Origin of the sequence: Acidipropionibacterium thoenii DSM 20276 (assembly GCF_000423445.1) — a bacterium.
Taxonomy (GTDB): Bacteria; Actinomycetota; Actinomycetes; order Propionibacteriales; family Propionibacteriaceae; genus Acidipropionibacterium; species Acidipropionibacterium thoenii.
The window spans coordinates 1-6,716 of the sequence record NZ_AUHZ01000035.1 but is presented as its reverse complement, the minus strand read 5'-3'; the positions used below and the strand labels follow the sequence as shown (position 1 = coordinate 6,716).

The following is a 6,716-nucleotide window of genomic DNA, read 5'->3' as shown; positions in this document are numbered from 1 at the left end:
GGAACTCCCATCATCGGAAGACCCCGACCCTCACACCCACCCCGACACGCCAGCCAGACTCAACCCCCCGCTACACCCCGGATCGCGAAGAGCCAACAAAGGACACCACAGACCATGGCCAAGATTGCCAATGACGTCACCGAGCTCATCGGTGGCACCCCGCTCGTGAGGATCAACAAGCTGTTCCCGGATGCCAAGGCCACCATTCTGGCCAAGCTCGAGTACTTCAACCCGGCATCCAGCGTCAAGGACCGGATCGCCAAGTCGATCGTCGACGCCGCCGAGGCCTCCGGCGATCTGAAGCCCGGCGGCACCATCGTGGAGGCCACCTCCGGCAACACCGGCATCGGTCTGGCCCTGGTGGGTGCGGCCCGCGGCTACAAGGTGATCATCACCCTGCCCGAGACGATGTCCAAGGAGCGCCGCTCGCTGCTGCGCCTGCTGGGGGCCGAGCTGGTCCTGACCCCGGGCGCCGAGGGCGTCCCCGGAGCCAACAAGAAGGCTGCCGAGATCGTCGCTGAGACCCCGGGCGCCATCCTCGCCGGGCAGTTCGACAACCCGGCCAACCCGGCTGTCCACCATGACACCACCGGTGCCGAGATCTGGGAGGACACCGACGGCACCGTTGACATCCTGGTGGCCGGCATCGGCACCGGTGGCACCATCTCGGGTGCGGGCAGGTACCTCAAGGAGAAGAACCCCCAGATCAAGGCGATCGGCGCCGAGCCGGCCGAGTCCCCGGTCATCACGAAGGGCCAGAAGGCTCCCCACAAGATCCAGGGCTGGGGCCCGGGCTTCGTGCCGGACAACCTCGACAAGTCTGTCGTCGACGAGATCCTGCTGGTCCCCGGTGACGAGGCCATCGAGCTGGCCCGCCGGGCTGCCTCCGAGGAGGGAATCATCACCGGTATCTCCGGCGGTGGCGCACTCCAGGCTGCCGCCCAGATCGCCGCCCGCCCCGAGAACGAGGGCAAGGTCATCGTGACGGTCATCGCCGACACCGCCGAGCGCTACGAGTCCACCGACCTCTTCAAGGGCTACCTGGACTGAGCCGCGTCGACAGCGCGCACCACCGACGCCACCTTGTGCAGACTCTCTGCCAGGGTGGCGTCGTCATGTGCTCCGAAGCCGATCACCAATCCGTGCTCGGTGCCCTGACCGCCCCAGTAGGAGGACAGCGGGGCGACCCCGACGCCGACCCCGGCGCAGCCGCTCACCAGCGCCTCCTCGTCGGCCCGGCACACCAGCACCGCCTGCAGCCCCCCGACGACGGGTTGCAGAACGGCACCGGGCAGTCCTGCCAGGGAGTCGACCACGATATCGCGGCGACGCCGGTAGACCTGCCGCATCCGCTGGGTCCGCCGGCGCAGCGCTCCGCTGGACAGGTAGCCGGCCAGCGCCTCCTGGACCAGCGACCCGACCGGTTGCCCCAGAGCCTCGCGCTGGCGGGTCATCGGGGTGACGAGGTCTGGCGGCAGCACGAGATATCCGCATGCCACCGAGGGGGCCAGCAGGCAGGAGAAGGTTCCCAGCAGCACGGTGATCTCGGGGGCGGTGGCAGTCAGGGCCGGCAGCGGGGAGCCGATGTGGCGCACCTCCGAGTCGAAGTCATCCTCCACCAGCCAGCACCCACGGCCGGCCGCCCAGCTGGTCAACGCGGTACGTCTGGGGGCGCTCAGCGATCCGCCGTAGGGGTACTGGTGACTCGGAGTCACCAGGACGGCGTCCAGATGCTGCTCGCCGGGCCCCGGCAGGCGGTCGGTCCGCAGACCGTGGCCGTCGGTGGCCAGGTCGACCAGACGATCGCCCAGCGCCGAGGCCACCTTGCGCATGCTGGGGTAGCCCGGGGATTCGACGCCGATCCTCAGCGGCTGTTGAGAGCCGCCCCTCCAGAGTCGCAGCAGCGCCGACAGGCCCTCGCGCGCACCGGCGCTCACCATGATCTGCTCCGGGGTCGTGATCAGGCCGCGCATCTGGCGCAGATGCTCGCAGATCTGGGCGCGCAGCGCCCACAGTCCCAGCGGGTCGGTCAGTTCGGCCGGGAAGTGGCAGGCCGCTCCTCGCCATGCCCCGCGCCACACCGAGGCGGTATCGGGCAGCCCCGGGCGCAGGTCGACCAGCACCGGGCGCCGCGCGGGTCCTGACCGCGGTGGGGCTGCGGAAGGTGCGGGATGCAGTCCGTCGAGGTGTGGGTTGACCGCGGTGCCTGAGCCATGCGCGGCCACCAGGTAACCCTCCGCCTGGAGCTGGTCGTAGCAGGCCATCACCGACCCTCGCGAGAGCTCCAGGCCGATGGCCAGCTGCCGGCTGCTCGGCAGTTGATCTCCGGGGCGAAGGTGCCCCGACGTGATGAGGAGGCGGATCTGGTCTGCCAGCTGGACCGGCAGACGTCGCGCATCCTGGCGATCCAGGCTGAGCGGGAGATCAATGACCAGGGAGCCTCTCACGGGTCCAGTGTGCACAGCCAAGTGGACCATTGCAACTGGTCATATTTGGCTCTTGGGTTGGGCCACTTCGTGGCGCTTGGATGGAGTCCATGGCATCAGAAAACGCACAGAACGCACCCAGGGTCGGCACCACGCGAGTCAAGCGTGGCCTGGCCGACATGCTCAAGGGAGGCGTCATCATGGACGTCGTCACTGCCGATCAGGCACGCATCGCCGAGGAGGCCGGGGCGGTCGCGGTGATGGCACTGGAGCGAGTCCCGGCCGACATCCGCGCCCAGGGCGGGGTGGCGCGGATGAGCGATCCCGACCTCATCGACGCCATCATCGACGCGGTCTCGATCCCGGTGATGGCCAAGGCCCGGATCGGCCACTTCGCCGAGGCCCAAGTGCTTGCCGCACTGAAGGTGGACTACATCGACGAGTCGGAGGTTCTCAGCCCGGCCGACTACTCCAACCACATCGACAAGTGGGCCTTCGAGGTGCCCTTCGTCTGCGGTGCCACCAACCTGGGGGAGGCGCTGCGTCGGATCACGGAGGGGGCGGCGATGATCCGTTCCAAGGGGGAGGCGGGCACCGGGGACATCTCCGAGGCGGTCAAGCATCTTCGTACCATCCGCAGCCAGCTCAACAATCTGGCCAGCATGGATCCCGACCAGCTGTACCTGGCCGCCAAGGAGCTCCAGGCGCCCTACGACCTGGTCAGTGAGGTCGCCCGCACCGGCAAGCTGCCCGTGGTGCTTTTCGTGGCCGGAGGGGTGGCCACCCCTGCCGACGCAGCCCTGGTGATGCAGATGGGGGCCGAGGGAGTCTTCGTCGGTTCGGGCATCTTCAAGTCCGGTGACCCCGCCAGGCGGGCGGCTGCCATCGTCCGGGCCACTGCGGCCTACGACGACCCGGCAACCGTCGCCGAGGTCTCACGTGGCCTGGGCGAGGCGATGGTGGGTATCAATGTCGCCGACCTCCCCGCACCGCACCGGCTGGCGGAGCGTGGCTGGTGAGGGTCGGCGTGCTGGCCCTCCAGGGGGGCGTGAGTGAGCATCTGGAGATCCTTCGGGGACTGGGAGTGACGACCGTCGAGGTGCGCCGGCCGGCAGATCTGGAAGGACTCGACGCCATCGTGCTGCCCGGCGGTGAGTCGACGGTCTTCGACAAGCTGGCCCGCGCCTTCGGCCTGGCGGGTCCCCTCAAGGCCGGGATCGAGGCGGGCCTGCCCACCCTGGCGACCTGTGCAGGGCTGATCTACCTGGCCAGGCGGGTGCTGGACGCCGCGCCGGGTCAGCAGACCCTCGAGGTGCTCGATGTCACGGTGGCGCGCAATGCCTTCGGAAGCCAACTGGACTCCTTCGAGACCCGGCTGCAGGTGGAGGGGGTGGCTGAACCGGCGCCGGCCACCTTCATCCGCGCCCCCGTGGTCACCGAGATCGGACCCGATGCGCATGGTGTCTGCCGACTGGACGACGGGCGGACAGTAGGTGTGCAGCAGGGGGCCATCACCGGGTATGCGTTCCATCCCGAGGAGAGCGGGGATCCCCGGCTGCATATCGCCTGGCTGAACTCCTGGTAGCTCACCGGTACTCTGGTGGCCGTGGGAAGTGACCTTGTACTGGGCCATGGCGGGCTGGCTCGGCCGGTCTGGGCGGCATCCGACCCGCTGCTGCGCGAGTACTACGACCATGAGTGGGGGATGCCGGTCCGCGATGAGCGTGGGCTCTTCGAGAGGCTGTCGCTGGAGGCCTTCCAGTCGGGCCTGTCCTGGCAGACCATATTGCGCAAGCGGGAGGGATTCCGCAGAGCCTTCCGCAACTTCAGACCGGAGGCGGTCCGCCGGTTCGCCGCCGACGATGTCGAGAGACTGATGAATGATTCCTCGATCGTGCGCAACAAGCTCAAGATCGATGCCACCATCCAGAACGCCAGAGCCACCATCGCGCTGCGGGCCGATGGCGGACTGGCGGAGCTGATCTGGTCCTACCAGCCTGAGACCACCCCGGGGCCGCGCACCCTCGCCGAGATTCCAACGGTCTCCGCCGAGTCCCGAGCTCTCGCCAGGGAGTTGCGCTCGCGAGGTTTCAGGTTCGTGGGTCCCACGACCATGTACGCCCTGATGGAGGCTGTCGGTATCGTTGACACCCATCTGGTGGGGTCCTGGCGCCGCGGCAGCTCCGGGGTGTGGCCCGGCGACCCGGCGAGTCGCCATTACCCGACCGACAGCGACTAATTCCTCGCGCGTTGAGCTCGAGCATGAGCCCGCTGCGACTGTATTCGCACATCTCTCAAGTGTTGCTTGAGGGGTCGCTGAAGACCTCTCAGGATGCTCAGTCACGCCGCGGTCACCGATTTCTGTGTCGCGGGGGAACCACACAGATTCAGCCAAAACACGTTGTGAGAGTGCTGTTAGACGTCCGCTGGAGATGAATACCACCAGTTGTAATCACATCATTGTCATTAGCACCCCGCGCCCGGCGTGTTGCATTCTCTGAAGCCTGGAGGGTCTCTTTCTGAGTGGTCACTGAACACCTTCTTCACGTACATTTCCGGTAGTCGCACTCGATTAGCCTGGCGGAAGGAAGTAGGACTGATGGGATCTGCACACACACTGAGGATCAGCGTCGCAGCCATCGCCTCGGCAGGGCTGATCGCAGGCTGTGCCCCACTGCCCGGCAACCAGGACGGCCAGGGAACCCGGCGGGTCGACAACCAGGGTCCGAGTATCCGCGAACAGGGTGAGGCACTGACCCAGCTGGTCAGACCCCGCGGTGCCACAGCGACACCGTCGGCTGCCGCGACCTCGGCGTCATCCAGCCCAGCGTCATCCGACCCTGCGACCGAGGCCCCCTCGGCCGCAGTCTCGTCGCCGGCAGCCTCGTCATCGGTCACGGCGTCAGCTCGGGCGGAGAACTCCACCGCGCCGAGTGTTGTTGAGCCCGATGAGAACGTTGAGCGCCCTGAGGACACCGAGGCTGAGGAGGAGTCCACGACTGAGGACTCGACCACGGAGGCTGCGGCTAGTGCCGCGCCGGCGGCCGAGGGAACGGCCAGTGCCGCACCGGCGACCGAGGCCGCCGCCACCACCGCACCGACCACTGCCGCCACATCCGTGGCCGCACCGACGAGCGAGGGAACGGCCAGCGCTGCACCGACCACGGCCACCACATCCGCCGCCACACCGACGACGGAGGCCTCAGCTTCTGCCGGGTCGGCGCAGTCGGGTTCGACACCGGCCCGGGCCAGCAGCTCCCAGCCGAGTGCCTCCCAGCCCGCCACCAAGGACGTGCATCCGACTGCGGCTTCGTCCAGCTCTGCCGACTCCCAGGATTCGACGACCGCCACGGTGAGCGTCTGGGCCACGGAGTACCTCAATGTCCGTAGTGGTCCCTCGGCATCGCTGCCCAAGCTCACCATCCTGCACCCAGGCCAGAAAGTCGTACAGACCAGCCGGGTCGCGAACAACTACCAGCAGATCCTGGTGGACGGCCAGACCGGCTGGGTCCAGGCGAAGTACCTCACCACCTCCGAGCCCGCAGAGTCCAGTCAGTCCGCGGTGGCATCCTCCGCCACCGCCACCGGGAAGTCCGGGGCCAGCGGACAGGCGAGCACGCCCTCGGCTGCCGGCAGGTCGACGCAAACCTCCTCACCGGTGGTCTACGGCGCCTATCTGACAGCCAACGTCAACCTCCGCAAGGCTGCCGGTACTGATCAGGACTCACTCGGGGTGCTGCCTGCAGACAGCCGCATCACTCTGCGCGGAGTACAGATCGAGGGTTGGACGCCGGTGGCCGCCGATGGGAGGTCAGGCTGGGTGAAGTCGTCCTTCCTGACCGCGGTGGTGCCTGCGCACCCGGTAGCTGCCAAACTCGCCCTGCCTGTCCCCGCGACCGGGAGGACGACGGTGGGCGACGCTACGAAGACTCTCGCGGGTGGGCCCACGGCGTCGAAGGCCGTGGCAACGAAGTCTGTCGCGACGCCGGCTGTCGCCACGAAGGCCCTGGCAACGACGAAGGCCCTGGCAACGACGAAGGCCGTGGCAACGACGAAGGCCGTGACGACGAGTGTCGTCGCCAAGAAGGCCTCGGCATCGTCGAGCAAGAGGATTGTGTATGCGACGGTGGATCTGAATGTGCGTGCGGGTGCGGGTACCGGGTATGCCAAGGTGGGTCGGATGGTCAGGGGTGCTTATGTGGGCACTCGGGGTGCGTCGGTCAATGGTTGGACCCCGGTGAACTTCCAGGGCAGGTCGGCGTGGGTCTACTCGTCCCTGATCTCCACCAC

General features: G+C 67.8%; 7 protein-coding genes. 5 read left to right on the top strand and 2 right to left on the bottom strand.

The genetic code is table 11. From position 1 onward, the window contains the following. Window positions 1-114: 114 nt before the first annotated feature. On the top strand, window positions 115-1,050 hold the full coding sequence (gene cysK / locus G554_RS0109150) for a cysteine synthase A (RefSeq protein WP_027587657.1): 936 nt from the start codon (window positions 115-117) through the stop codon (window positions 1,048-1,050). Here cysK and pdxR read toward each other — a convergent pair. Then, the gene (pdxR, locus tag G554_RS0109145) at window positions 1,038-2,447 is read right to left on the bottom strand and encodes a MocR-like pyridoxine biosynthesis transcription factor PdxR (RefSeq protein ID WP_027587656.1); all 1,410 of its coding nucleotides are present in this window, start codon (window positions 2,445-2,447) and stop codon (window positions 1,038-1,040) included. The two genes, cysK and pdxR, sit on opposite strands and share 13 nt — an antisense overlap. A 158-nt stretch (window positions 2,448-2,605) precedes the next feature. Here pdxR and pdxS point away from each other — a divergent pair, with 158 nt between their 5' ends. From pdxS to G554_RS0109130, 3 genes are read left to right on the top strand one after another with little or no spacing between them, the layout of a single operon-like run. After that, the gene (gene pdxS, locus G554_RS0109140; RefSeq protein WP_245570014.1) at window positions 2,606-3,445 is read left to right on the top strand and encodes a pyridoxal 5'-phosphate synthase lyase subunit PdxS; all 840 of its coding nucleotides are present in this window, start codon (window positions 2,606-2,608) and stop codon (window positions 3,443-3,445) included. Continuing rightward, window positions 3,439-4,011: a pyridoxal 5'-phosphate synthase glutaminase subunit PdxT gene (gene pdxT / locus G554_RS0109135; RefSeq protein WP_084648445.1), complete on the top strand. Its 573-nt coding sequence runs from the start codon at window positions 3,439-3,441 to the stop codon at window positions 4,009-4,011. Before pdxS ends, pdxT begins: the two co-directional genes overlap by 7 nt. 21 nt (window positions 4,012-4,032) lie before the next feature. Next, window positions 4,033-4,665: a DNA-3-methyladenine glycosylase I gene (locus G554_RS0109130; protein WP_281167961.1), complete on the top strand. Its 633-nt coding sequence runs from the start codon at window positions 4,033-4,035 to the stop codon at window positions 4,663-4,665. Between the two features lie 227 nt (window positions 4,666-4,892). On the opposite strand, the gene G554_RS17850 is transcribed toward G554_RS0109130, so the two are convergent. Next, a complete protein-coding gene (locus G554_RS17850) occupies window positions 4,893-5,795 on the bottom strand; it encodes a hypothetical protein (protein ID WP_036925298.1) in 903 nt (300 codons plus the stop codon). Here G554_RS17850 and G554_RS17845 point away from each other — a divergent pair. Beyond that, window positions 5,779-6,716: SH3 domain-containing protein (locus G554_RS17845; protein ID WP_027587652.1), on the top strand; the 938-nt coding region annotated here is incomplete at its 3' end. The genes G554_RS17850 and G554_RS17845 overlap by 17 nt on opposite strands.

Coding starts and splice junctions, on each gene's coding strand:
- cysK (WP_027587657.1), top strand. CDS start 115: ATGGCCAAGATTGCCAATGACGTCACCGAGCTCATCGGTGGCACCCCG.
- pdxS (WP_245570014.1), top strand. CDS start 2,606: ATGCTCAAGGGAGGCGTCATCATGGACGTCGTCACTGCCGATCAGGCA.